Origin of the sequence: Prevotella sp. lc2012, assembly GCF_900107065.1 — a bacterium.
Lineage (GTDB): Bacteria > Bacteroidota > Bacteroidia > Bacteroidales > Bacteroidaceae > Prevotella.
Window position 1 is genome coordinate 1 of the sequence record NZ_FNUF01000005.1, and the last position, 23,339, is coordinate 23,339.

The 23,339-nt window shown below is 48.7% G+C and carries 20 protein-coding genes and 1 tRNA gene; 13 read left to right on the top strand and 8 right to left on the bottom strand.

The window, feature by feature from the left end; translation table 11 throughout:
* From BLU99_RS09900 to BLU99_RS09915, 4 genes are all read right to left on the bottom strand, one after another.
* On the bottom strand, positions 1–446 hold a 446-nt coding region (locus BLU99_RS09900), incomplete at its 3' end, for a carboxypeptidase-like regulatory domain-containing protein (protein WP_144006128.1).
* A gap of 3 nt (positions 447–449) precedes the next feature.
* Positions 450–1,097: a DUF4974 domain-containing protein gene (locus BLU99_RS09905; protein WP_091901643.1), complete on the bottom strand. Its 648-nt coding sequence runs from the start codon at positions 1,095–1,097 to the stop codon at positions 450–452.
* Between the two features lie 13 nt (positions 1,098–1,110).
* Positions 1,111–1,659, bottom strand: a complete 549-nt coding sequence (locus BLU99_RS09910; protein WP_091901645.1) for an RNA polymerase sigma factor — start codon at positions 1,657–1,659, stop codon at positions 1,111–1,113.
* Between the two features lie 288 nt (positions 1,660–1,947).
* Positions 1,948–2,021, bottom strand: a tRNA-Asn gene (locus tag BLU99_RS09915).
* A gap of 170 nt (positions 2,022–2,191) precedes the next feature.
* Between BLU99_RS09915 and BLU99_RS09920 the strand changes: the two genes are divergently transcribed.
* From BLU99_RS09920 to BLU99_RS09960, 9 genes are all read left to right on the top strand, one after another.
* Positions 2,192–3,955, top strand: coding sequence for a S41 family peptidase (locus BLU99_RS09920; RefSeq protein WP_091901647.1), 1,764 nt, complete (start codon positions 2,192–2,194; stop codon positions 3,953–3,955).
* A gap of 109 nt (positions 3,956–4,064) precedes the next feature.
* On the top strand, positions 4,065–4,532 hold the full coding sequence (gene rimP / locus BLU99_RS09925) for a ribosome assembly cofactor RimP (protein WP_091901649.1): 468 nt from the start codon (positions 4,065–4,067) through the stop codon (positions 4,530–4,532).
* Between the two features lie 37 nt (positions 4,533–4,569).
* Positions 4,570–5,829 (top strand): transcription termination factor NusA, encoded by a 1,260-nt coding sequence (gene nusA / locus BLU99_RS09930; protein WP_091901652.1) that lies wholly within the window; start codon positions 4,570–4,572, stop codon positions 5,827–5,829.
* Between the two features lie 37 nt (positions 5,830–5,866).
* Entirely contained in the window at positions 5,867–8,668 is a 2,802-nt protein-coding gene (gene infB, locus BLU99_RS09935; RefSeq protein ID WP_091901654.1) for a translation initiation factor IF-2, read from the top strand.
* On the top strand, positions 8,668–10,116 hold the full coding sequence (sufB, locus tag BLU99_RS09940) for a Fe-S cluster assembly protein SufB (RefSeq protein ID WP_091901657.1): 1,449 nt from the start codon (positions 8,668–8,670) through the stop codon (positions 10,114–10,116). The genes infB and sufB overlap by 1 nt, the downstream gene beginning before the upstream one ends.
* A gap of 25 nt (positions 10,117–10,141) precedes the next feature.
* Complete coding sequence (sufC, locus tag BLU99_RS09945; protein ID WP_091901660.1) at positions 10,142–10,897, top strand: Fe-S cluster assembly ATPase SufC; 756 nt, start codon at positions 10,142–10,144, stop codon at positions 10,895–10,897.
* A gap of 26 nt (positions 10,898–10,923) precedes the next feature.
* Positions 10,924–12,288 (top strand): Fe-S cluster assembly protein SufD, encoded by a 1,365-nt coding sequence (gene sufD, locus BLU99_RS09950; RefSeq protein ID WP_369807720.1) that lies wholly within the window; start codon positions 10,924–10,926, stop codon positions 12,286–12,288.
* A 2-nt stretch (positions 12,289–12,290) separates the two neighbouring features.
* On the top strand, positions 12,291–13,511 hold the full coding sequence (locus tag BLU99_RS09955) for an aminotransferase class V-fold PLP-dependent enzyme (protein WP_091901662.1): 1,221 nt from the start codon (positions 12,291–12,293) through the stop codon (positions 13,509–13,511).
* A 23-nt stretch (positions 13,512–13,534) separates the two neighbouring features.
* Positions 13,535–14,164 (top strand): ribonuclease HII, encoded by a 630-nt coding sequence (locus BLU99_RS09960; RefSeq protein WP_091901664.1) that lies wholly within the window; start codon positions 13,535–13,537, stop codon positions 14,162–14,164.
* Between the two features lie 68 nt (positions 14,165–14,232).
* Here BLU99_RS09960 and BLU99_RS09965 read toward each other — a convergent pair whose 3' ends face one another.
* Both BLU99_RS09965 and BLU99_RS09970 read right to left on the bottom strand, forming a co-directional pair.
* Positions 14,233–15,018 carry an acid phosphatase gene (locus tag BLU99_RS09965; protein WP_091901666.1) on the bottom strand — a complete coding sequence of 262 codons (786 nt, stop codon included), beginning with the start codon at positions 15,016–15,018 and terminating at the stop codon, positions 14,233–14,235.
* A gap of 22 nt (positions 15,019–15,040) precedes the next feature.
* Positions 15,041–16,195: a porin gene (locus tag BLU99_RS09970; protein ID WP_091901668.1), complete on the bottom strand. Its 1,155-nt coding sequence runs from the start codon at positions 16,193–16,195 to the stop codon at positions 15,041–15,043.
* A 129-nt stretch (positions 16,196–16,324) separates the two neighbouring features.
* On the opposite strand from BLU99_RS09970, the gene gpmI reads away from it, so the two are divergent.
* Genes gpmI through BLU99_RS09985 form a run of 3 tightly spaced genes read left to right on the top strand, consistent with a single transcriptional unit; the run spans position 16,325 to position 19,178 of the window.
* The gene (gpmI, locus tag BLU99_RS09975) at positions 16,325–17,851 is read left to right on the top strand and encodes a 2,3-bisphosphoglycerate-independent phosphoglycerate mutase (RefSeq protein ID WP_091901670.1); all 1,527 of its coding nucleotides are present in this window, start codon (positions 16,325–16,327) and stop codon (positions 17,849–17,851) included.
* Positions 17,851–18,516, top strand: coding sequence for a uracil-DNA glycosylase (locus BLU99_RS09980; protein ID WP_091901672.1), 666 nt, complete (start codon positions 17,851–17,853; stop codon positions 18,514–18,516). The genes gpmI and BLU99_RS09980 overlap by 1 nt, the downstream gene beginning before the upstream one ends.
* A 20-nt stretch (positions 18,517–18,536) precedes the next feature.
* Positions 18,537–19,178, top strand: coding sequence for a DUF3109 family protein (locus BLU99_RS09985; protein ID WP_091901674.1), 642 nt, complete (start codon positions 18,537–18,539; stop codon positions 19,176–19,178).
* Here BLU99_RS09985 and BLU99_RS09990 read toward each other — a convergent pair.
* Positions 19,173–20,048 (bottom strand): AraC family transcriptional regulator, encoded by an 876-nt coding sequence (locus BLU99_RS09990; RefSeq protein ID WP_091901676.1) that lies wholly within the window; start codon positions 20,046–20,048, stop codon positions 19,173–19,175. The two genes, BLU99_RS09985 and BLU99_RS09990, sit on opposite strands and share 6 nt — an antisense overlap.
* Positions 20,042–22,402 carry a glycoside hydrolase family 95 protein gene (locus BLU99_RS09995; protein WP_091901678.1) on the bottom strand — a complete coding sequence of 787 codons (2,361 nt, stop codon included), beginning with the start codon at positions 22,400–22,402 and terminating at the stop codon, positions 20,042–20,044. Before BLU99_RS09995 ends, BLU99_RS09990 begins: the two co-directional genes overlap by 7 nt.
* Positions 22,403–22,485: 83 nt before the next feature.
* Here BLU99_RS09995 and BLU99_RS10000 point away from each other — a divergent pair, with 83 nt between their 5' ends.
* On the top strand, positions 22,486–23,322 hold the full coding sequence (locus BLU99_RS10000; RefSeq protein WP_091901680.1) for a phosphate acyltransferase: 837 nt from the start codon (positions 22,486–22,488) through the stop codon (positions 23,320–23,322).
* Positions 23,323–23,339: the final 17 nt, after the last annotated feature.

The window sequence follows — 23,339 nt, forward strand, 5'->3', positions numbered from 1 at the left end:
ACGAAGAGACCACTCTCGTTCGATACGCCACCTGTGATGAGCGTGGAGTCCTGAGATGAGAGCAGGGCAATGTTAGCGTAGGCTACGGGCTGGCCTTGCTCGTCTATGATGTTCCCCTTGTATCTAGGGGCTGTCTTCTGCGGACACTCGACGATGACTTCCTGTTGGTTGGGATTTGTAATCCCTGGCTCAACACTCATGCGGATGGGGTAGAAGCCAATCATCTGACGGATGGCATCTGGAACGCTCTTACGATGTACCGAAGTAGTGATACGGAAGTCCTCCAGTTCGTTGTAGAGAAAACTGATGGTGTATTCCTCGGTCTGCTCGTTCAGTTGGCGCAGAGCCTCGCTGAGCGATATGTTATTGTATTCTTGCGTAATCTTCTGGGCCTGCACTCCTGTAAAGATGAGACAGCAGACAAGCATAAATATGATTCTTTTCATGGCTTACTCTATTATTATCTTGTTATCCTTCAGTTCCACGGTGATGCTCTCGAAAAGGTTGAGTCGATGCAATACGGCTTCAAGTGTCTCTTCCTGTTTCCATACGAAATAGAAACGGAATTGGCGGGCATCGGCATTTTGGAATTCCACCTCTTTGTTGTAGTAGGCAGCAATCTGCGGCAACATCTTATCCAATGTAATATTGTCGAAAACAATAGGCTGTACATTGGATACAGTGTCCGTCTTGATGGTATCTGTCGGTAATGCTGGAGCAGGCATGGCAGATGGGGTTTGTTCTGCCTGCATAGTCTGTGGTTGGGGGGCGCTAGCCATTCGCACAATGTGGATGGCTGCAAAGGTAATACCTGAGACAAGGAGCACACCGATGAAAGAGGCGGCGATCTTCATCCAGCCATACCTCTGCTGTTTAGGCTGAAGCTTCTGATTGAATCTCTGCCAGGCGACATCTACATCGACAGGCTTTTGGTTCTGGCGATGGCGGCTGCTACGCTTGGCTTCTACCATGAGGCGGTAGGTCTCGCGGGTGTCGTCGTCACGGTTGACGATGTCTTGGATTTCCTGATCGGTGTATGCATCGGGATTGTCGAGCATTTCCAGTAGCTGACGAATGTTTTCGTTGATCGTTTCCATTGTTATTGTTAGTTTAATGTTTCTCGAAGTGATGTCTGATACGCTGAATGGTCTGTATGAGATACTTGTAGGCGGTATTGGGATTCAAGCCAAGTCGACGGGCAATCTCGCTTACGGTCAAGTCTTCGTCGAAACGGAGGTGGAAGATGCTGCGATGAGGTTCCTCCACTTGCTCGTCCACGTAAGCAGCGATGTCGTCAATTCGTTCCAACCGTTTGTCAATAGGTTGAAGGTCGGCTTCATCTTCTATGGGCATCAATCCCTTTACTCTGTCGTGTATCCGCATCTGTCGGATTCTGTTCAGACAGGCATTGCGTGCGGCGGTCAGCAGATAACGGTCATTCTGGGGTGGAATGTCGCTGTCTGCTATTCGCAAGAAGATGTCCTGCACCACGTCCTCAGCTTCTTCGTCATTACCCAACAAGACTCTGGCCAGATGAATCATCTCGCTGTAGTTCTGGCGGAAAAGCTGTTCGATGAATTGCTTACGCTCAGTCAGCTCCAAGCGACTTTGCTTGGCACTCGCTGAATCGCAATTTTCAAGTTTTCTCTGTTCAAACATATCAGTCTATTCATTTTTGTACCCCGCTTATTGGGCACATCTATATGTAAGACACTTCAGATACATTGTTTTTTTATGGAAACGCCATTTTTTTTATTTATCTGTCATTCTTTCTTATTTCGTTACAATATTCAGTGCAAAGATACGGAAAATCCAGCAGTCTTATCCACGTTTTGTTGAAAAACCGATATAAGAATGATTAGAAATGGGTGCAAAATGGGTGCAACTTTGAAACGTGAGAAAAAGAAAAGTCCCGTAAATCATCGATTTACAGGACTCTTTCTAAGGCGCTTCAGGATGGGCTTGAACCAACGACCCCCTGATTAACAGTCAGGTGCTCTAACCAACTGAGCTACTGAAGCAGGTTTTGCTGTTAAGCGGGTGCAAAAGTACGGCTAAAAATTGAAACTACCAAACTTTTCAGCGAAAAAATTCAAAGAACCCTTATTTTTTTGCAAAAATGGGAGGAAAAAGAGTAATTTGTGGAGAGAATCGTTTAATTTTGCAGTTGTAATTAAATACAAAGAAGAATATGAAAAGATATATCTTGCCTTTGCTGTTGCTGCTGACTGTCACGTCGACGGCTTCTGCACAGAATAACAAGGATCACAATTTCGAAGTGGCGAAGCATCTGGATATCTTCAATCAGGTGTACAAGAACCTGGAGCTGCTGTATGTGGACACGCTGAACCCAAAGGAGACGATTGGCACGGGTATCGCTGCGATGCTCGCCAGTCTGGATCCGTATACGGAGTTCTATGCCCAGGACGAGACGAAGAACTTGAAGATGATGCTGACGGGTAAGTATGCAGGTATCGGCGCACTGATCCGGAAGCATCAGAAGTTGGACCGTATCGTAATCGATGAGCCTTATGCTGGTATGCCGGCCGCCGAGGCTGGTCTGAAGAAGGGTGACGTGATCCTGAGTATCGATGACTCGATGATGACCGATAAGCCCGTGGGGTATGTCAGCGACCATCTGAGGGGGGAGCCGGGGACGAGCTTCCTGCTGAAGGTGATGCGCCCCTCGACGGGTAAGATGATGAACTTTAAGATTACCCGGCGAAATATCAAACTGCCGGAGCTGCCTTACTATGGTATTCAGGACAGTACAGTCGGCTATATCAATCTGAACCAGTTTACTGAGGGTTGCGCGAAAGAGGTGCGCCGTGCCTTTATCGACCTGAAGAAGCGAGGGGCCACCTCATTGGTGCTCGACCTGCGCGGTAATGGTGGCGGTTCGGAACAGGAGGCTGTCGACATCCTGAACCTCTGGCTACCGAAGGGTATCACTGTCGTGGATAACCGAGGAAAGATCAAACAGGCCAGTAAGGAGTATAAGACGAGGATGGAACCGCTCGACACGGTGATGCCGATGGTGGTGCTTGTCAATAGTGAGACGGCTTCGGCCAGTGAGATTACCAGTGGTGCCATTCAGGATCTTGACAGAGGAGTCATATTAGGTACGCGCACATACGGGAAAGGTCTGGTACAGGTCCCTATCGACCTGCCTTATAACACGAACATGAAGGTGACGACCTCAAAATATTATATCCCGAGTGGGCGTTGTATCCAGGCGATTAACTATAAGAAGGGTAGTGGTGGTTATCGTGAGCATATCCCCGACTCACTGACAAAGGTCTTCTATACCAAAAATGGTCGTGAGGTGCGTGATGGTGGTGGTATCATGCCTGATGTGGAGCTGAGAGCCGACACGATTCCTAATATTGCCTTCTATCTTTCCGCTAGCGGACAGGACTCGACGGAGGTGATGTTCGACTATGTGGTTGACTATATCGCCAAGCATCCGACGATAGCCTCTCCGGCGGAGTTCCATCTGACTGATGCCGAATGGCAGGCATTCAAGGAGCGTGTTATCAAGAGCGGATTTACGTATGATCCTGTCAGCAGGAAGCAGTTCGAGCAGTTGGTGAAGACGGCGAAGTTTGAGGGCTATTACGATGATGCCAAAGCGGCCTTTGACGAGTTGGAGACGAAGCTCAGCCACGATGTGGCTTTCGCCTTGGATCGTTATGAGCAAACGCTTCGTCAGATCGTGGAGTCGGAGATTATCTCTGCTTACTATTATCAGGCTGGTGCTATTGAGGCAAGCCTTGGTTACGACAAACAGTTGAAGGAAGCCATCCGTGTGCTGAAGAGTCCTGAGGAATACAAGAAGATACTTGCTCCGCAGAAGAAAAAGGAAACCTCGTCGATTATCGGAATTGGGGAAAAGTTGGCAGGAAATATCACTTTTCAGCCGAAAATGAGAGAAATCTACAGTGTGATAGCATAAAAAACAGCTAAATATTTGGCAGTTAACGGGAAAATGCTTATCTTTGCACCCGTTCAGCGGAATGAGAGGCTCGGAGGAGTCTCTCATTTTCGATATTAATAAGTATTAGATGATTAATAAGGAAACTATTCAAGTATTGACGGAAGAGTGGTTGCAGGGCAACGACTACTTCTTGGTAGACATCAACTTCGGTGCTGATGAGAGAATCGTGATTGAGATTGACCATGCCGACGGTGTGTGGATTGAGGATTGTGCGGAGCTGAGCAGGTTCCTGCAGGAGCGTCTGGGTGACGAGCTTGGGGACTTTGAACTCGAGGTGGGCAGTGCCGGCCTGGGGCAGCCGTTCAAGGTAGAGCAGCAGTACGTGAACCATATCGGTGACACGGTGGAAGTGCTCGGACAGGATGGCAAGAAGATACAGGGCGTCCTGAAATCGGTTGACGGCAAGAATTTTACCGTTACTGTGCAGGAGAAGCAGAAGCAGGAAGGGAAGAAACGTCCCGTCTTAGTTGATGTGGATAAGACCTTCTCGATGGACGAGGTGAAGTATGCGAAGTACCTCCTCACCTTTAAGTAAGGAGACTGAAAGAAGAATAATAAAACAATATAAAGTAATGGCAACTAAGAAAGATGTGAAAGGCCCCTCGATGATCGAGACCTTTCAGGAATTTAAAGAGACCAAGAACATTGACCGTACAACACTGGTGAGCGTGCTGGAGGAAAGTTTCCGCAATGTTATCGCTAAGTTGTTTGGCTCTGACGAGAACTTCGATGTGATCGTGAACCCTGATAAGGGCGACTTCGAGATTCACCGTAACCGTATCGTTGTGGCCGATGGTGATGTGCAGGACGAGAACAAGGAGATCTCCCTGACTGATGCACAGAAAATCGAGCCCGACTATGAGGTGGGCGAGGAAGTGAGTGAGGAAGTAGAGTTCGCTAAGTTCGGCCGCCGTGCCATCCTGAACCTCCGTCAGACACTGGCCTCAAAGATTCTGGAGCTTGAGCATGACTCTCTCTATCAGAAGTACAAGGACAAGGTGAACACCGTGGTCAGCGGTGAGGTGTACCAGATCTGGAAGCGTGAGGTGCTCCTGATGGACGATGAGGGTAATGAGCTCCATCTGCCGAAGAGTGAGCAGATCCCTGCGGACAACTACCGTAAGGGTGAGACGATCCGTGCCATTGTGAAGGAGGTGCAGAACGAGAACAACAACCCCCGTATCATCCTCTCGCGTACCAGCCCTGTTTTCCTCGAGCGTCTGCTGGAGGCTGAGGTGCCTGAGATCAACGATGGCCTGATCACTATCAAGAAGGTGGCCCGTATGCCAGGTGACCGTGCGAAAGTGGCCGTGGAGAGCTACGATGAGCGTATCGATCCGGTAGGTGCCTGTGTCGGTGTGAAGGGTAGCCGTGTACACGGTATCGTCCGCGAGCTGTGTAATGAGAATATCGATGTGATCAACTACTCGTCGAACGTACAGTTGTTCATCCAGCGTGCGCTTAGTCCTGCCAAGGTGTCAAGCATCACCCTCGACCAGGAGAACCGTAAGGCTGAGGTCTATCTCCAGCCCGAGGAGGTGTCGCTGGCCATTGGTCGTGGCGGTATGAACATCAAACTGGCTTCCATGTTGACAGAATACACGATTGACGTGTTCCGTGTGGTTAACGAGAATGAGGCCGACGAGGATATCTATCTGGACGAGTTCTCTGATGAGGTAGACCAGTGGGTGATCGATGCCATCAAGGCTATCGGTCTTGACACAGCGAAGGCTGTGCTCAACGCTCCGCGTGAGATGCTGATCGAGAAGGCCGACTTGGAGGAGGAGACCGTCGACCATCTGCTGAGCGTGCTCCGTGCAGAGTTTGAGTAATTATCTATTATCAATTATCATTTTTCAATTCGAATAAATGGGAGTCAGATTAAATAAAGTATTAACAGAACTGAATATTGGACTTCAGACAGCCGTTGACTTTCTGAAGACCAAGAAGAGCCTGGGCGAGATCAAGGACGATGCAAACGTCAACACCAAGATCTCTGACGAGCAGTATGAGGCGCTTGTCAAGGAGTTCAAGGGTGATAAAGACGTGAAGGCCCAGGCAGGGATGATTTTCCCGAAGAAGAAAGAGAAACCCAAGAAGGAGTTCCATGCCGAGCCGGTAGTAGAGAAAAAGGAGGAGTCTCGGCAGACGTTCACACCGCTAGGGAAGATCGACCTGAGTACCGTCGGGAAACCGGCTGCCAAGAAAGAAGAGCCTCAGGCTCCTAAGAGTGAGCCTGTTGTCTCGAAGCCCGAGCCGGTAGAGGAGGTGAAAGTGGTGCCTGAGCCCGTCGCTGAGCCTGTCGTAACGACAGAGCCCGAGCCGGTGGTTGAGTCTGCCGCTCCTGAGGTGGTGGAGACCTCGGCTGCAACGGCTACCGCGGAGCCTTCTGAGTCGGCCGCCTCTTCTGTCTTCAAGTTGAGAACAGAGCAGAAGAAGGGACCCAATCTCAATGTGGTGGGAAAGATTGACCTCGATTCTCTGAACCAGAGCACCCGTCCGAAGAAGAAGTCTAAGGAGGAGCGTCGCAAGGAGCGTGAGGAGAAACAGGCTCAGATGCACGGTGCTAATGGTGAGAAGCGTAAGCGCGAACGTATCCATGGCGGTAAGGAACGTGTCGATATCGAATCGGCTGCAAACCAGAGCCAGGACAACGGTAACAAGAACAAGAAAGGCAAGGGCAAGGGTGGAAACCAGAACTTCCAGGATAATGGTCAGCAGGGCGGTAAGAACAAGAAAAAGAACCGTCCCGTGAAGCCGTTGGAGGTGGACGACGAGGCTGTTGCTCGTCAGGTGAAGGAGACACTGGCCCGTCTGACTTCAAAGAACCAGAATAAGAAAGGTGCCAAGTACCGTCGTGAGAAGCGTGATGCCGTAGCAGAGCGCATGCAGGAGGAGATGGAGTCACAGGCAGCAGAGAGCAAGGTGCTTAAACTGACCGAATTCGTGACTGTATCAGAGCTTGCTACCATGATGAACGTTGGTGTTAATCAGGTTATCGGCACTTGTATGTCTATCGGCATCATGGTGTCTATCAACCAGCGTCTTGATGCAGAGACCATTAATATCGTGGCCGAGGAGTTCGGCTTCACTACAGAGTATGTCAGTGCCGAGGTGCAGGAAGCCATCACAGAGGAGGTTGACGACGAGAACGATCTGATCAGTCGTGCGCCAATCGTGACAGTGATGGGTCATGTGGACCATGGTAAGACCTCTCTGCTCGACTTTATCCGTAACACGAACGTGATCGCCGGTGAGGCTGGTGGTATCACACAGCATATCGGTGCCTATAACGTGAAGTTGAAGGATGGTCGTCAGATTACCTTCCTTGACACTCCGGGTCATGAGGCCTTCACAGCTATGCGTGCCCGTGGTGCCCAGGTGACTGATATCGCCATTATCATCATTGCTGCCGATGACTCGGTGATGCCTACCACGAAGGAGGCTATCGCCCATGCACAGGCAGCCAATGTGCCGATGGTTTTTGCTATTAATAAGATCGATAAGCCGGGTGCTAATCCTGATAAGATCCGTGAGGACCTGGCCAACATGAACCTGCTCGTTGAGGAGTGGGGTGGAAAATACCAGTGTCAGGAGATCTCTGCCAAGAAAGGTATGGGCGTCGACGAACTGCTGGAGAAGGTGCTGCTTGAGGCCGAGATGCTTGACCTGAAGGCTAATCCTAATCGTAAGGCCACTGGTTCTATCATCGAGTCGTCACTCGACAAGGGACGTGGATATGTGTCGACCGTCTTGGTGTCAAATGGTACACTCAAGGTGGGTGATGTCGTTATCGCAGGTACAGCTTGGGGTAAGGTCAAGGCGATGTTCAATGAGCGTAACCAGCGTATCGAACAGGCAGGACCAGCTGAGCCCGCTATCATCCTAGGTCTGAACGGTGCACCTACTGCTGGTGATTCCTTCCATGTGATGGAGACAGAGCAGGAGGCTCGTGAGATTGCCAACAAGCGTATCCAGTTGCAGCGTGAGCAGAGCTTGCGTACCACGACGAAGCTTGGTCTCGACGAGTTGTCACATCGTATTGCTCTTGGTGAGTTCCATGAGTTGAACATCATTGTAAAGGGTGATACTGACGGTTCTATCGAGGCTCTCAGCGATTCGTTCATCAAACTCTCTACTGAGAAGGTTCAGGTGAACGTGATCAACAAGGCTGTGGGTCAGATTTCGGAGAACGATGTTATGTTGGCATCGGCTTCTGAAGCTATCATCATCGGTTTCCAGGTGCGTCCTTCTGCTGATGCCCGTCGTGCTGCAGAGCGCGAGGGTGTCGAGATCAACACTTACTCTATCATCTACGATGCTATCGATGATGTAAAGTCGACAATGCAGGGTATGCTCGACAAGGTGAAGAAGGAGATCATCACTGGCGAGATTGAGGTGAAGCAGGTGTTCAAGATCTCGAAGGTGGGTACTGTTGCCGGTGGTCTGGTGACCGAGGGTAAAGTTCACAACAAGGATAAGGCTCGTGTGGTGCGCGATGGTATTGTCATCCATACGGCTCCGATCGATGCCCTGAAGCGTTATAAGGACGACGCGAAGGAAGTGGCGACGGGTCTGGAGTGTGGTATCTCACTTGTCAACTTCAACGATATCCAGGCAGGTGATATCCTTGAGACCTTCACCGAGATTGAGGTAGAACAGAAACTTTAATGGAAGAAAAGAAGAATGAGTTTGTCCGTCAGGTGGCTGAACAGAAATACGAGTTCGGATTCACCACGGATGTACATACGGAGATTATAGAGAAGGGGCTGAACGAGGATATCGTTCGGCTCATCTCTGCTAAGAAGGGGGAACCCGAGTGGATGCTCGAGTTCCGCTTAAAGGCTTTCCGCTACTGGAAGGAGCAGACGGAGCCTACGTGGGGACATGTGCATGTGCCTCCCATCGATTATCAGGCCATCAGCTATTATGCTGACCCTATGGCAAAGAAACCTGCCGGCGACGGGAAGATCGATCCTGAGCTTGAGAAGACGTTCGATAAGTTGGGTATTCCTCTTGAGGAACGGTTGGCACTTTCTGGTAATACGGCTGTCGATGCTATTATGGACTCGGTGTCGGTGAAGACGACCTTCAAGGAGAAACTGCGTGAGAAGGGTGTCATCTTCTGCTCTATCGGTGAAGCTATCAAGGAGCATGGTGATCTTGTGCAGCAGTATTTAGGAACGGTGGTGCCTTACAAAGATAACTTCTTTGCAGCTCTCAATTCGGCTGTATTCAGCGACGGATCGTTTGTGTATATCCCCAAGGGCGTGCGCTGCCCGATGGAACTGAGCAGTTACTTCCGTATCAATGCAAGGAATACGGGACAGTTTGAGCGCACATTGATTATTGCCGACGACGATGCTTATGTGTCTTATCTGGAAGGATGTACGGCTCCGATGCGTGACGAGAACCAGTTGCATGCTGCTATTGTCGAGATTATCGTGAAGGATCGCGCCGAGGTGAAGTATTCGACTGTTCAGAACTGGTATCCTGGTGACGAGAATGGCAAGGGTGGTGTGCTTAATCTGGTGACGAAGCGAGGAGATCTGCGCGGTGTGGACTCGAAGCTCTCATGGACGCAGGTGGAGACAGGTTCTGCCATCACATGGAAATACCCTTCGTGTATCTTGCGAGGCGACAACTCTCAGGCAGAGTTCTATTCAGTAGCAGTGACGAACAACTACCAGGAGGCTGATACGGGTACGAAAATGATTCACATCGGCAAGAACACCAAGTCGACCATCATCTCAAAGGGAATCTCTGCTGGTCATTCGCAGAACTCATACCGAGGACTGGTCAGAGCGGCCTCTACTGCTGATAATGCTCGTAACTACTCGTCGTGCGACTCGCTGCTGTTGGGCTCTGATTGTGGTGCTCACACCTTTCCTTATATGGATGTACATAACGACACGGCCATCTTCGAGCACGAAGCAACAACCTCAAAGATCTCTGAGGATCAGTTGTTCTACTGCAATCAGCGTGGTATTCCTACTGAGCAGGCTGTGGGACTTATCGTCAACGGTTATGCAAAGGAAGTGCTTCAAAAGCTCCCCATGGAGTTCGCCGTCGAGGCCCAGAAACTGTTGTCTGTGTCATTAGAAGGTACGGTAGGGTAAGAGTAAAAATATAAAAGGTAAAATAATGCTTGAGGTAAGAAATCTACACGCCAAGATTGGTGATAAAGAGATATTAAAGGGCATCGATCTCGTGATTAACGATGGTGAAACGCATGCTATCATGGGCCCCAATGGCTCTGGTAAGTCTACGCTGAGTGCGGTGCTCGTGGGCAATCCGCTCTATGAGGTGACAGAGGGTGAGGCGTATTTCAATGGTAAGAATCTGTTGGAGATGAAACCGGAGGATCGTGCTCATGAGGGCCTGTTCCTCTCGTTCCAGTATCCAGTAGAGATTCCTGGTGTCTCGATGACCAACTTTATGAAGGCTGCCATCAACGAGAAACGAAAGTATCAGGGCTTGGAGCCCATGAACGCGGCTGAGTTCCTAAAACTGCAACGTGAGAAGCGTAAGATCGTGGAGCTCGATTCTAAGTTGGCAAACCGTTCCGTGAACGAGGGCTTCAGCGGTGGCGAGAAGAAACGCAATGAGATCTTCCAGATGGCGATGCTTGAGCCGAAGTTGAGCATTCTCGACGAGACCGATTCCGGTCTTGATGTCGATGCCATGCGCATTGTAGCTGAGGGCGTGAACAAACTTCAGACACCGGAGACCTCCTGTATCGTCATTACTCACTACGATCGTCTGTTGGAGATGATTAAGCCACAGTTTGTCCATGTACTCTATCAGGGACGCATCGTGAAGACTGGTGGTCCTGAACTCGCTGTTCAGATTCAGGAGCATGGCTATGATTGGATTAAGGAGGAAATAGGTGAGGAGTAATCTTAATTGAGAATTGAAAATTGAGAATGATGAATACTCCGAGTGAGAAACAATACATCGAGTTATATGAGCAGGCACGGGAGGTGATTTTCTCTCATGCTACTGATGCCATGAATGCTGTGCGCGAGCAGGCCTTTGAAGACTTCCGTAAGCAGGGCTTCCCATCTAGGAAGGTGGAACGCTATAAATACACGAATATCCAGAAGCTCTTCGAGCCAGACTATGGTGTCAACCTGAGTCGTATCCAGATTCCTGTCGATCCTTATGAGGCCTTTCGTTGCGATGTTCCTAACCTGAGTACAAGCCTCTATTTCGTGGTGAACGATATGTTTTATCGCGACGACAAGCCTAAGGGGCATCTACCTGAGGGTGTTATCATAGGTTCTCTTCGTGATTATCCAGATCTTGTGGCTATGTATTACACGAAATTAGCCAGAACCAACGAGGATGCCATTACGGCTCTCAACACGATGTTGGCGCAAGATGGTATGCTGGTTTATGTACCGAAGAACGTGAAGGTCGATCGTGCCATTCAGGTTATCAATATCTTGAAGGCAACTCCTCAGAACGCTCAGCGTCAGGTCTCTGATTTGATGGTAAACCGTCGTGTGCTCATCATCTTAGAGGAACATGCCGAGATTAAGATGCTTTTCTGTGACCATGCGGCTGATGATCGTAACTTCCTTGCTACACAGGTCATCGAGGCCTATGTGGGGGAGAACGCATCGCTTGACCTCTATTGTATGGAAGAGACACATGCTAAAAATGCCCGCGTGAGCAATGTCTATATCGATCAGCAGGCAAATAGCCGCGTGAACCATAATGTTATCACCCTGCATAATGGAATAACCCGTAATAAGCTTGATTTAACGTTTTCTGGTGAGGGAGCCGAGTGCCAGTGCTATGGCTGTGTGATTGCCGACAAACAGCAGCATGTAGATAACAATACGCTCATCATGCATAAAGTGCCTCACTGCACCTCGAACGAGCTCTATAAATATGTACTTGATGATGAGGCAACGGGAGCCTTTGCCGGACGTGTGCTTGTGGAACATGTGGCGCAGAAGACCAGTTCGCAGATGACGAATCAAAACCTCACTGCTACCAAACAGGCGCGGATGTATACCCAGCCGATGCTGGAAATTTATGCCGACGATGTGAAATGTGCCCACGGTTCTACTGTCGGACAGCTTAACGATGCGGCGCTTTTCTATATGCGTCAGCGTGGTATATCACTCGAGGAAGCGAAGTTACTGCTCCAGAATGCCTTTATCAATGAGGTCGTTGACAAGATGCAGCTCGAACCACTTCGTGACCGTCTCCATCATCTGGTGGAGAAACGTTTCCGTGGTGAACTCAACAAATGCTCCGGCTGTAAACTCTGTAAATAACTATGTATAATATAGGTAAGATACGCGAAGATTTCCCGATCCTGTCGAGGGAGGTATATGGTAAGCCACTGGTATATCTCGACAATGCGGCGACGACACAGAAACCGCTCTGTGTGCTTGATGCCATGCGCGATGAGTATATGAATGTGAATGCGAACGTGCATCGTGGTGTGCATTATCTGTCTCAACAGGCTACCGACTTGCACGAGGCCGCTCGTGAGAGGGTACGTGGCTTTATCAATGCTTCGAAGGTCGAGGAAATCGTTTTTACTCGTGGAACGACGGAAGCGATAAATCTTGTGGCGAACTCGTTCTGCGAATCGCAGATGCAAGCAGGTGACGAGGTAATCGTTACGGAAATGGAACACCATTCGAACATTGTGTCATGGCAACTTCAGGCGATGAAACGGGGGATTATCGTTAGGCATATCCCTATTACGGATGATGGTATTCTCTGTCTGGATCAGTTGGAATCGCTTATTACGGATAAGACCAAGATGATAAGTGTTGCCCACGTGAGCAATGTGTTGGGTACTGTGAATCCTATTGAGAACATCGTGAAGATTGCCCATGCACATGACATCCCTGTGATGGTGGATGGTGCACAGAGCGCGCCCCATTTTAAAGTGGATGTGCAGGCGTTGGACTGTGATTTCTTTGCTTTCAGCGGACATAAGATGTATGGGCCTACGGGCATTGGCGTACTATATGGTAAGGAGCAGTGGCTAGAGAAACTGCCACCGTATCAAGGAGGTGGTGAGATGATAGATAAGGTGACATGGGAGAAAACAACCTTTGAACGCCTACCGTTTAAGTTTGAGGCTGGTACACCTGACTATGTAGCAACGCATGGATTGGCAAAGGCCATCGATTATATTGATTCCATAGGCTTCGAGGTTATACAACAGCATGAACAGGAGTTAACACGTTACTGCATGGAACAGCTTCAGACCATTGAAGGTATGAGGATATATGGTCCTATGGATATGTCGCAGAAAGATGCGGTTGTCAGTTTCAATGTGGGTGAGATTCATCACTTGGATATGGGAACATTGCTTGATCGTTTAGGTATTGCAGTTCGTACGGGTCATCATTGCGCTCAGCCATTGATGGATCGCTTGGGTATCAGTGGAACTGTTCGTGCCTCTTTCGCCCTTTATAACACGAAGGATGAGGTCGACATTCTGGTGGCTGGCATCCGTCGCGTGGCTCAGATGTTTTGATGGAAGCATAGAATAAACAAGGTATGTTGAAGAGTCATTTTTATGAAGGAAAGGTTGAGGCCGGTTGTGATGAGGCAGGGCGTGGTTGCTTGGCAGGTAGTGTATATGCTGCTGCAGTAATTCTGCCAGAGAACTATCAGAATGATCTGTTGAATGACTCGAAGCAGCTTTCAGAGAAGAAGCGATATCAACTTCGTGAAATTATCGAGCACGATGCAGTGGCTTGGGCTGTTGGCATCGTTACTCCTGAGGAAATCGACAAAATCAACATCCTTAATGCATCGATCATGGCCATGCATCGTGCACTCAACCAACTTAAAGCGCGTCCTGAGGCGATCATCGTCGATGGCAATAAATTCAAGCCCTATAAGGATCCTGTTGATGGAAAGCAATTGCCTCATACTACTATTGTAAAGGGCGACGGTAAGTATCTGGCTATAGCTGCAGCAAGCATCCTGGCCAAGACATATCGTGACGACTATATGAACAAACTGGCAGAGGAATATCCACAATACGATTGGTTATCAAACAAGGGTTATCCCACAAAGAGACATCGTGAAGCCATAAAGCAATACGGCGTTACACCTTACCATCGCAAGAGCTATAATCTGCTTGGAGATGGCCAGTTAAGTATCGATTTTGGAGATTTCTAAAATATTCAAACACCATACAAGGGGACTCGTAAAGAGTCTCCTTGTATGCTTATTTGCGGTTTCTGAGATCACTTTTTGACGCGCTTGGCTTGCGCTTTTTGGTAGGCTTTCAGTTCGGCAGGGGTAGCGAGCCCCATCTTGCAACGGAACTCCTGACGGGCACGACGCATCTGTTCTAAGAATCGCTCGCTGGTGTGCAGACGGGCATAGGCGGCGCTAGCGGCCAAGCGGGCAGCGTCTATATCACTTTGCCAGTGGGCACCAACAATCACCCGACTTTCGCCATACATATAACCACGGGCCAAAATGGTGTCAGCACGATCCGGATTGATCTCAGAGAGCAGTAGGGCTGAGCTCCAACCAAGCAGCGTATGGCCTGATGGATAGGAGCCATTTGTGCGCAGATGTGGCTCATCAGCAGGGTAGAGTGTAGGCTCGTTGAATCGCATGAACGGGCGCTTGCGCATGTAGTAGCGCTTGGGGATGGTACAGATACTGTCGCATGTGGCAGTTCCCTCGCGCAACACCTTGTAAATCTCAGGTGTTTCTTCCTTTGAGATTTTTAGGCCAAAGGGCTCACTGAACTCACGGATGATACAATCGAGCCCATACACAGCATCGCGGATGGCAATGGCAGCGCGCTCTTTGTTGTTACGCATATCTTTACCCCAGAAGTACTGCATGATATCATACGCAAAGTGTGGACCAACAGTGTCGGGTGGGGCTGGACACCATTTCAGCATGTCGGGCATTTCGCTTGTTGTGAAATAAGCATCGACTGGTGACTTGTCACTCTGTGCCTGAGCACTAACGGCTGCAATAATCAAGGCAGCCAGTATAATAATCTTCTTCATATTGTTTGTATTTTAGTTGTGATTAGAATTTTACTTGGAAGCGGGTTTCGAGTATAGAAACTTCGTTGTCAGCATAGTTTGCACGACCAGTAACCTTGGTATATGAAGCGCGGATACGCCAAATCATATACTTGTTTACATAATAGTTGTAAGCGATTGTCCAGTCGTTGAGATAGCCACCATGGATACCAGCCTTGGCATCAGAAAGTGAGGTGTAGTTGTACTGGAACAGCAGTTCCATAAAGCCTGCATCGGGTGTGTCAATACCGCCATCATTCATTGTGTATTTATAGCCATCGCCCTTGATCAGACCGCGAACAGTAACATAGGCACCACTGCCTGTAAAGGCGTCGAGATTGTTGCGACGGGTGATGCGATTCCAGAAGTACTGACCTGCCATGGCAAAACGCCCTTTGGAGAAAAGAATCTCGGGGGTGAACTTAAACATAGTCTTTGCATCGGTTATCTGGGCCTGTTGAGCCTTGATCTTCGCTACGCGGGTGGGCCAATTGCTTGAGAGGGTGAACTGCTTGTGCTTCAGTTCTTCATGGGCGTCGTACCGTGCTCCCTCAACACCACCGCTGATACCCACGTGAAGCAGATGACCACGCTCTACATGTGGGTGCCAAACCAATCGTGTCAGGGCTCCAATGGCCTCACTACCTGTTACGTTGGTGTTCTGTTTCATGGCGTCAGGCTCTACCACGCCACTTACTGTAGCAAGCACTTTAGGACTCGTGTATTCATACATCATACCAATCATACGGTCGTCGTTAAAAGCGGCGTTGCTCTGTGGCTCTTCCATCGTTTCCTTGAACGAAGAGCTGGTACAGCTTTGGTATCCGTACTGATGGATGAAATATCCGCCACGCACGAAGTTCTTCTTGTTGAAATTGTACTGTACCCAGACATCCTTCATGTTCACTTTTCCATAGGCATAACCCATGTCAATCTTACCCTTCCATTGACCATAGGTGAAACCTACGCCAACACGCATGTCGGGGATACCAACACCCGATTCCAACTCGTCATCTTGATGTAACGGGTTGAGATAGGCCGCATCAAAAAGTATGCGTCCTGAGGGTTTTACCTCGAGCTTAGGCTCGTCTGTTACTTGTTGTGCTCTGCTAACGAGACATGTCAAGATGATTGTCAAAAGGAATCCAAAACGTCTCATAATCAATAAATTGTTAGTTATTGTTGGCAAAGATAAGAAATAAATATGAAAGGAAATATGAATTGCGATTTTTTTTCGTAACTTTGCACCGCGAAAAAAGAAACGTACGTTTAAATTAGTAATAAGATTATGGCAAAGAAAGCTCTATTGATGATTCTCGATGGATGGGGAATCGGTAAGCATGGTAAGGGTGACGTGATTTTCAACACACCGACGCCTTACCTCGATTTGTTAACAGCCACATCGGCTCACTCTCAGTTGCAGGCTTCTGGCGAGAACGTAGGTCTGCCCGACGGACAGATGGGTAACTCTGAAGTGGGTCACCTTAATATAGGTGCTGGTCGCATCGTTTATCAGGATCTTGTAAAGATTAACCGTGCTTGTAAGGATGGTTCTATCATGGAGAATCCGCAGGTGAAGGCTGCTTATACCTATGCTAAGGAAAACAACAAGAAACTGCATCTGATGGGTCTGACATCTGACGGTGGCGTGCACTCTAGTCTTGATCATCTTTATAAACTAATCGAGATTGGTAAGGCTTACGGATTGAAAGGTCAGGTGTTCGTGCACTGCTATATGGACGGTCGTGATACCGATCCGCACTCCGGTAAAGGATTTATCGAGCAGATTACCAAGGTCTGTGCTGATAACGATGCAGCCATAGCTTCGATTGTTGGACGCTTCTATGCTATGGATCGTGACAAGCGCTGGGAACGTGTAAAGGAGGGATACGACCTGATTGTCAACGGCAAGGGTAAGCAGGCTACAGATATGGTACAGGCTATGCAGGAGAGTTATGACGATGGTGTGACGGACGAGTTCGTTAAGCCAATCCATAATGCCGGTGTGGACGGTTGTATCGAAGAAGGCGACGTGGTAATCTTCATCAACTTCCGTAACGACCGTGCCAAGGAGATGACCATAGCCTTGACACAGGAAGATATGCCTGAGCAGGGCATGAAGACCATTCCTGGCTTGCAGTACTATTGCATGACTCCATACGACGCAAAATTCAAGGGCGTAAATATCCTTTTCCCAAAAGAGAACGTGGAGAACACGCTTGGTGAGTACTTGAGCAAGCAGGGCAAGAAGCAGTTGCATACTGCTGAGACAGAAAAATACGCTCATGTAACGTTCTTTTTTAATGGTGGACGTGAGCAGCCATATGAGGGCGAGGATCGTATTCTTGTGGCTTCGCCGAAGGTGGCCACTTACGACCTGAAGCCGGAGATGAGCGCTTTTGAGGTGAAAGAAAAACTCGTTGCTGCTATCAATGAGGCTAAGTATGACTTTATTGTGGTGAATTTCGCCAACGGCGACATGGTGGGTCACACAGGTATATACAATGCTATTGCTAAGGCTGTGTGGGCTGTGGACAACTGTGTACGTGAGGTCATCGAGGCGGCTAAAGCTAACGACTATGAGGCTATCATCATTGCTGACCATGGTAATGCTGATAACGCCATCAATCCCGATGGCACACCTAACACCGCTCACTCGTTGAACCCCGTTCCTTTCATCTATGTAACCAATAATAACTCGGCTACTGTTAAGGATGGTCGTTTGGCCGATGTTGCTCCCTCAATCTTGCACATTATGGGTCTGGAGCAGCCTGCCGACATGACTGGTGAGAACCTGATCTGCGACAATAAATAATGAATGTTCAGATAGAGCCAAGCTGGAAACAGCATTTACTTGGTGAGTTCGACAAAGATTATTTTGTCGGACTCACCAATTCTGTTCGTGCGGAATATAACCAATATACCTGCTATCCACCGGGCAAACTGATCTTCAATGCCTTCAATCTCTGTCCGTTCGACAAGGTAAAGGTGGTGATTATTGGACAGGATCCCTATCATGAGCCGGGGCAGGCTCATGGATTGAGTTTCTCTGTACAGGATGGTATTATGTTCCCTCCCTCCCTCCAGAATATCTTTAAGGAAATACAAGCCGACCTAGGTACGCCTATTCCCATGTCGGGCAATCTGACGCGCTGGGCTGAGCAGGGTGTGTTGTTGTTGAATGCCTCGCTGACTGTTCGTGCTCATCAGGCTAACAGTCACTCTACATTAGGCTGGCAAAAGTTTACGGATGCTGCTATCCAAGCCTTGGCAACCCAACGTGAGCATCTGGTGTATATGCTATGGGGTGGATATGCCCGTTCAAAGGCTTATATGATTGACAAGAACAGCAACCTAGTTCTTGAATCTGTACATCCCTCTCCTCTGAGTGCCAATCGCGGCGGTTGGTTTGGGCAGCACCAGTTTTCCCGCTGCAATGCCTATCTTGAACAGAACGGTAAGACTCCGATTATCTGGTAATTATCATTGTCAATTCTCAATTGGAAAAGCTTCCTCCCATACTCCAAGTCGGTGATGTGCTACTCTCTTCAGAGATTCTGACGGAGAAGTTTTGTTGTGATCTCAGTGCTTGCAAGGGTGAGTGCTGTGTGGAGGGTGATGCTGGTGCACCGGTGTCGATAGAAGAGGTAATGGCTATTGAGGCATGTGTTGATACGGTATGGGATGATCTCTCTGCTTCGGCGCAGGCTGTCATAGACAAGCAGGGTGTAGCTTATACCGACCAGGAAGGCGATCTTGTAACTAGTATTGTCAATGGTAAGGACTGCGTGTTCACCTATTATGACAAGATAGAAATGACACAGAGAGATGGTTCTTCTTGCGTCGTACATGGTTGTTGCCTATGTGCATTGGAGAAGGCTTACAGGGCAGGGAAGACTCATTTCTGTAAGCCTATCAGTTGTGCCCTCTATCCCATTCGTGAGAAGAAGATGGGGCAGAATCTCATTGGCTTGAATTACAACCGATGGAAAGTCTGTAAAATGGCTGTTGCCAAGGGCGTTCTGGAAGATGTCCGCCTATATCAGTTCCTTCGTGAACCGCTAATCCGACGTTTCGGAGAGGAATGGTATCACGAATTGCTTGAGATGGTTGATGAATTGAAGCGACAGGGGTATCTATGACTTTCGGTATTCCGAGGGTGGCATACCCACATGTTCCTTGAAATATTTGCCTAAGAAACTCTGATTGGGGAAATTCAGTTCCTCTGCAATTTCTTTAATGCTTTTTGTGGAGTCTTTCAGTAAGACACGTAACTCCAAGGTGACGTAATTATCGATCCATTCGTTGGGCGTGCGTCGGCTGACACTCTTCACTGTCTCCGACAGATACTTTGGCGTGATACATAACTGTTGGGCATACCAGCCTACACGGCGTTCCTGCTTATAATAGTTTTCTACCAGTTTAATGAATTTTGTGAAGATAACATCTGCTCGTGATTGCGGCTTGTGGTCCTGCTGTACCCGATAGATGACATTGCTCAGGTCGTAGAACATCGCTAGGATCAACGTCCGAATCAGATCCTTCCGGAAATGGTTGCTCTCGTCGCCGATTTTCTGTTTGATGGCTTGGAAGTACCTTTTGAAGGTATCAATCTCCTTGGGTTCTAGTCTGATGACGGGATGCTGTCGGGAGAAGAGAAATAATGCGCTGACGTCACTCACATTTTTGATGATTTCTCGGTAGAAGTCAACCGACATGATCATGCACAATCCTTCCATATCGGGAGAACGTTGATAATTGTCCACGACATGTCGTTCACTGACAATGAGGATGTCCCCAGGACTGATCACCTGTTTCTGTGTGTCGAGTTGGTACATCACTTGTCCTTTGGTACAGAGACCGATGAGGATGAAGTTCATTCGTCTTGGTTCTGTCGGCATCGGTGCCTCGTTGATACGTTCGGTCAGCAGAAGATCGTTGTCGAGATAGGCCGACTCACTCCATGTCTTGACCTTGTTCAGGTCGGTTTCTTTGATCTGTACTTTTACCATGTTTTGATGTTTTTGGTTTCACCAGCCTTCAGCCTGATGGTTCTCTCTATACCATTATATAAAAGGGAGACGAGGCCATCGTTCTTGGCCTTGATGGTACAGTTGTGAACCTTGCTGTCCTTCCACTCGAAACGGAGTTCATAGCCGCCGCGGGCACAGAGACCGCTCACATAACCGTTTTTCCATGCCTTAGGACATGCGGGCAACAATTCGATTCTGTTGCCAACACTCTGCATCAGCATTTCACAGACGCCAGCTATACCACCGAAATTCCCGTCTATCTGGAAGGGAGGATGGGCATCGAAGAGGTTGGGGTAGGTACCTCCGCTGCGGCGGCGATACGGGCCTCTGTAGTTGTCGGGTGATACGTATGTCAATAGTTTCTGATAGATATGGTAGGCTTGCTCGGGCTTGTGCAGACGAGCCCATAGGTTGATGCGCCAGCCCGTGCTCCAACCTGTAGTCTTATCGCCCTTGATTTCAAGGGAACGCTCACAGGCCTTTAACAGTTCGGCTCCAGAATCTTCAATTAGATGATTACCGGGATAGAGACCGATGAGGTGGCTTTGGTGACGATGCTGCGGGTCCCAGTCGTCCCAGTCGAAGTACCACTCGTTCAAATCACCCAGATGACCGATGGTGTAGGGATGAAGACGGGCTAGTGTCTGTTCCATCTCCTTATTTTCCAATCCGAGAACCCTTCCGGCAGCGATGGTGTTAAGAATTAACTCGCGGATGATGGCGAGATCGGCCGTACCACCATAGCAGGTCATGCCGTGATAACCCTTATCGGTCTTGTATTCATTTTCAGGCGATGTACTGGGTGCTGTGATGAGTTCTCCGGACTGTTTGGGGTTTTCGATGAGCCAGCGTAGGCAGAATTGTGTTGCGCCTTTCATCAGCGGATAGGCTACCGAACGCAGATAGTCCTTGTCCTGGGTGAACAGGTAGCGCTCCCATAGGGTATTTACGAGCCAGGCACCGCCGAGGTTCCAGTTGGCCCATTCTGGCTTCTCGTTTTTCTCACCGACGGGGTTTGTCATGGCCCAAATATCACTATTATGACTGGAGCACCATCCCTCATCAATGCCGTAGTAGTTCTTTGCGGTATACCGACCATTTTTGGCGAGGGCATCAATGAAGCCGTTAAGCGGCTCAGCCATCTCTGCCAGGTTGGCCACGAAGACGGGCCAATAGTTCTCTTCGAGGTTGATGTTCACTGTATAGTTACCGCGCCAAGGTGACCAGAGGTGTGGCGTCCATAATCCTTGTAGGTTAGCGGGGACACCTGGCGTACGTGAGCAAGAAATCAGCAGGTAACGTCCAAATTGGAAATAGAGTTCCTCGAGATATCTACTTTGACCGCCACCGTCAGTATAATTTTTCAGAAGGTCATCGGTATTGCCGAGGTATATGGATGTTTCGTCTTTATCGGAAAGACGAATCTTCATCCGATCATAGAATGTCTTATAATCGGCAAGATGACGCTCAAGAAAAACATCAAAGCTATAGTTTTCTGTGTGCCAGATATCATCTATTACATTGTTCAAATAAGGAGCTCCTTCGCTGACGGGGTGCTTGTCGAAGCCATTGAAACTGGTCTCGTTGACAATATAGATGATTGCTTCATGGGCCTTGCTGATGATCAGTGATGAATCACTGGCTGTCACCTCTCCGTCGGTTTTAGCTTTGAGGATGGTACAGAAATGGATGCTCTCCTGAGGGTCGCCAGTGGCATGCCCTGTCATGGTGAGTTGATGGTTTTGACAGTTTGCTATTGCCTTAACCTTATGGGGTATCTGTGCTGTCAAGGAGATGCGACAGTTGACATCGCCTCTGAGACGAATGGCGATGAGCTTGTCGGGATGTGAAGCGAAATACTCTCGTTCAATGGTTTTACCATTACGGATGTAACGGTCACGAATAATTGCGCTGTCGATATTGAGGCTACGGTGGTAGTCGCTTACTTTACCGGGACTAAGATCTTCGATGTGTAGTGTGCCGAGAGGTTGGAAATGCTGGCTGTTGGGTCCTTGCACGTGCAGTTGCAGTGAGTCGGCTAGGGCATAGTCTTCATTAAATAGGGCCTCACGGATTCTTGGAATCCATAGGTGAGCATCGGCATCAAGATTTTTGTCTGTGGGCTTTCCCGTCCACAGGGTGATATCGTTCAGAAAAATGATATTGTCATGGATACCGCCATAGACTAGAGCACCGAGCTTGCCGTTGCCTATAGGCAACGATTCCTCGAAGAATTCTGCAGGACGGTTGTATCGTAAAACCATCGGGGACTGTTCTTGGGCTGTCGTAACTAAGGCGACAGTCAGGAGTGACAGAAACAGAGTTTTTCTCATGATAATCGTTTTTAGTCTCTAATCGTTTGCAAAGATACGGAATTTTTGTATATTTGCAGCATAAAACCGAAAAAACAAAACCTATGCAGTCGATCAGAAATCTCAATGATATGATTGTTTTCCTTCAGCAACGGGGTGACAGAAAACGCGTCGCTGTGGTATGTGCAAATGATGCTAGTACCCGTTATGCTTTAGAGAAAGGTCGTGAGATGGGATTCATTGAACCAATCTATGTCGATGGTGACGATAAAGACGAGTGTGCTCGTCGGGCTGTGGCTCTGTGTAAAAGCGGAGAGGCAGATATTCTCATGAAAGGTCTCATCAATACTGATATTCTATTGCGTGCTATATTGGACAAAGAGAATGGCATTCTCCGTCCCGGTCATGTGTTGACGCATGTGGCTATGGCTGAGATCCCGAAGTACGAGAAATTGCTGTTCTTCACTGATGCTGCAGTGATTCCTGTGCCAACTGAGGCGCAGCGTCGTCAACAGATTCATTATGTCAACTATGTCTGTCATGCCCTTGGTATTGAGGAACCGCGTATTTCATTGATCCACTGTGCCGAGAAGGTTAGTGCGAAAGTCTTCCCTTATACCGTCGACTATCTAGAGATTATCGCAGAAGCGCAGACGGGAGCATTTGGGCGTTGCATCATTGACGGACCGTTGGATCTGAAGACATCGCTCGATTCCGTAAGCCTGCGTGAGAAAGGCATCCGTTCCGTTATCGACGGACGAGCAGATGCGCTGATCTTTCCAGATATAGTGGCGGGTAATGTGTTTTATAAGACACTGACACTCTTTGGCTATGCTAAGACGGCTGGTGTTCTCCAGGGAACGCAGTGCTGTTGCGTGTTGCCCTCGCGTGCCGACAGTCCCGACTCCAAGTATTACTCTCTGGCGTTAGCGGCCATCTAATCAAAGAAAAACATCAT